At 64.8% G+C, this 3180-nt stretch carries 4 protein-coding genes; 3 read left to right on the plus strand and 1 reads right to left on the minus strand.

The genetic code is table 11. From position 1 onward, the window contains the following. The first annotated feature begins 186 nt into the window (after nucleotides 1-186). A complete protein-coding gene (gene rnc, locus QZ184_RS10970; protein ID WP_296419641.1) occupies nucleotides 187-897 on the plus strand; it encodes a ribonuclease III in 711 nt (236 codons plus the stop codon). Here the strand turns inward: rnc and QZ184_RS10975 are convergent. Continuing rightward, nucleotides 875-1057: an NAD(P)H dehydrogenase subunit NdhS gene (locus tag QZ184_RS10975; RefSeq protein WP_010314017.1), complete on the minus strand. Its 183-nt coding sequence runs from the start codon at nucleotides 1055-1057 to the stop codon at nucleotides 875-877. The two genes, rnc and QZ184_RS10975, sit on opposite strands and share 23 nt — an antisense overlap. Nucleotides 1058-1111: 54 nt before the next feature. On the opposite strand from QZ184_RS10975, the gene rimM reads away from it, so the two are divergent. Continuing rightward, nucleotides 1112-1693, plus strand: coding sequence for a ribosome maturation factor RimM (gene rimM / locus QZ184_RS10980; protein WP_296419642.1), 582 nt, complete (start codon nucleotides 1112-1114; stop codon nucleotides 1691-1693). 69 nt (nucleotides 1694-1762) lie between these two features. Further along, nucleotides 1763-3180, plus strand: a 1418-nt coding sequence (locus QZ184_RS10985) for a mannose-1-phosphate guanylyltransferase/mannose-6-phosphate isomerase (RefSeq protein ID WP_296419644.1), incomplete at its 3' end; no start/stop codon positions are given.

Here is a 3180-nt window from a genome sequence, read left to right on the forward strand (position 1 = left end):
CAGCATCGAGAGGTGCTGGCTCGGTAAACCCCGGCTGGGAGCAAGGCCTAGGAACAACGGTTGGCCATGACACCCGTTCCGCTTTTCTTGCGCCGCTTGAGGCCATCGGTAACGGTGGTCCCAGACAGATGATCGCCCCCGCGAAAGCGGAGAACAGAACCCGGCTTACGTCCTGCTTTCACCCCAATGAACGCTGAGCGCCACGCCCAACTGCGGCAGTTCCTTCAAGGCCTGGGCCTGACAGCCCCCGCGGAGATGGACCTGGAGCGGCTGGATGAGGCCCTCACCCACACCTCCGCAGGGCTCAGCGTCAACCACGAAAAACTGGAATTTCTTGGCGACGCCGTCCTACGTCTGGCGGCCTCGGAATTCCTTGAACAGCACTATCCGAACCTGAGCGTCGGACAAAGCTCAGCGCTGCGGGCCCAACTGGTCAGTGACCGCTGGCTGGGGGAACTCGGCCAAGCGGTGGACATCGACGCTGTTTTGCGCATCGGCCCAACGGCCGCAGGAGACACCAGCGCGCGCGAGACCCTCAGGGCCGAAGCCTGTGAGGCCTGCATCGGCGCGCTCTATCGCCTTTGGGGGGACCTCACGCCTGTACTGCTCTGGCTCACCCCCCACTGGCAGACCACAGCCAAGGCCTTTGAAGCCGATCCCCACCTGCACAACTGGAAATCAGCCCTGCAGGAATGGAGCCAGGGCCAAAAACGAGGCCTACCGGATTACCGCTGCCAAGAGGTCAGCCAAGTCCACGCCGATCCCCGGCGGTTTCACTGTCAGGTGAGCCTGGGGAAGACGACCCTCGGTGAGGGCTGGGGACGCTCGCGCCGGCAGGCCGAACAGGAGGCAGCCCGGGCGTCCCTAGAGAAGCTCAGGCCTGCTCAAGAATCTTGAGGGGCATGGTGACGAGCTTGTCCCAGTTGCCGCCTTCAAACAGCACGGCTGCGTTGCTGCCGCTGATGCGCTGCACGAAGCCTTGGTAGCCGTTGTAGATGGAGCGCCCATCGCGCACCACCACAGTGGAGCCAGGCAGGATCGGCAGGGAATCAGCCATAGGAAGGCCCAGTCGCCCGTTCATTATCGAGGCTGAGGTGTGGCCCTTGGGCTGATGGAGCAACAACCCGAGCTGCTGGTGGTCGGAAAGATCGTTGCCGCCCAAGGACTGCGCGGAGAACTGCGGGTCAATCCCCTCAGCGATTTCCCCGAACGCTTCACCAAGGCCGGCCCCCGCTGGCTGCGCGCACCGGCCCAGAAGCGGGGGCCCGCGCCAGAACCCCAGGAAATTCAATTGCTCTCAGGGCGCCGGCTCCCAGGCAAAGAGCTGTTTGTGATCCGGATCGAGGGCATTGACGACCGCAGCAGCGCTGAGGCCTGCGTGGGCCAGGAGCTCTTGGTGCCGAGCGATCAGCGCCCAAAACTGTCCAAAGGCGAATTTCACCTGCTGGATCTGGTGGGACTGGAGGTGCGGCTGCTGGAGACGGGCACACCCATCGGCCAGGTCCAAGACCTGCTCCATGCCGGCAACGACCTGCTCGAGGTCCAACTCAGCGGCAAAAAACAGCCCCTCTGGATCCCCTTTGTCGAATCGATTGTTCCCCGGGTGGAGCTCGAAGAGGGGTGGATTGGCATCACCCCCCCGCCTGGATTACTGGAGTTGGCCGACCCCAGCCCAGGGGACGGACAAAGCTGAACCAGCACCAAGCCAGCGGGCAAAGCGGGCGGGCTTGGTTTGAAATGGTGTGCAAGAGGAGTGCACTCCATGGCGGCCCTGGTTCCAGTGATTTTGTGTGGCGGTACTGGAACCCGCCTGTGGCCCCTATCGAGGGCCAGTTACCCCAAGCAGTACTGGGCCCTGGCGGGCCAAGGGGAAGAAACCCTGCTGCAGCAAACCCAGCAGCGACTTGAGGGCATCGCCAACCTCCAGCCGCCGCTGCTGATCTGCAACGAAGACCACCGCTTCATCGTCGCCGAGCAGATGCGCCAGATCGGCGTGGATCCCTCGGCGATCCTGCTGGAGCCCGTGGGCCGCAACACCGCCCCAGCCGTGGCGATCGCCGCCCTGCAGGCCATGGCCGCAGGCGATGACCCCCTGCTGCTGGTGCTCGCAGCCGACCACGTGATTCGAGAAGGAGCCGCCTTCCGCCAGACGGTGCAAGCCGGTGTTGCGGCGGCTGAGGCGGGCCAACTGGTGACCTTCGGGATCGTGCCCACGGCCCCCGAGACCGGCTACGGCTACATCGAAGCCGCTCAACCGCTGGGGGATGCGGGCACCCCCGTGCCGATCGCACGGTTTGTGGAGAAACCCGACCGCGCCAACGCCGAAGGCTTCCTGGCCACCGGCCGCTTCACCTGGAACAGCGGCATGTTCCTGTTCAAGGCCAGCGTGATCCTGGCGGAACTGGAGCGGCTGGCCCCCGAGGTGGTCCAGGCCTGCCGCAGTGCCTTGGCCCAGGGCGGCTCAGACCTGAACTTCCAACGGCTGGAGAAGGAGGCCTTTGGCCAGTGCCCCAACGTCGCCATCGACGTGGCGGTGATGGAGAAGACCGACCGCGGTGCCGTCCTGCCGTTGCAGGCGGGCTGGAGCGATGTCGGCAGCTGGAGTGCCCTCTGGGAAACGGCTGATCAGGACGAGCAGGGCAACGTGCTGCGGGGCCGGGTCATCAGCGAAAACAGCCGCAACTGCTACCTGCGCAGTGAGCACCGCCTGGTGGTGGGTCTGGGCGTGGAAGACCTGGTGGTGGTGGAAACCAATGACGTGGTGCTGGTCGCCAAACGGGATCAGGCCCAGAACGTCAAAAGCATCGTCGGCCTGCTGGAGCAAAGCGGAGCGCCGGAGAGCAAGGCCCACCGCAAGATCTACCGGCCCTGGGGTGCCTACGACGGCATCACCGAGGGCGATCGCTGGCAGGTCAAGCGCATCAGCGTGAACCCTGGGGCTTCGCTCTCACTGCAGATGCACCACCACCGGGCTGAGCACTGGATCGTGGTGCAAGGAACCGCCGTCGTCGAGAAAGATGGCGTTGAAGAGCTGGTGGGCGAGAACCAAAGCACCTACATCCCCCTGGGCTGCAAGCACCGGCTCTCGAACCCGGGCAAGATCCCGGTCGAGATGATCGAAGTGCAGAGCGGCCCCTACCTGGGCGAGGACGACATCGTCCGCTTCGAGGACCTCTACGG

It is taken from the genome of Vulcanococcus sp. DEBay_Sum22DG08_74 (assembly GCF_017852955.1).
GTDB lineage: Bacteria > Cyanobacteriota > Cyanobacteriia > PCC-6307 > Cyanobiaceae > Vulcanococcus.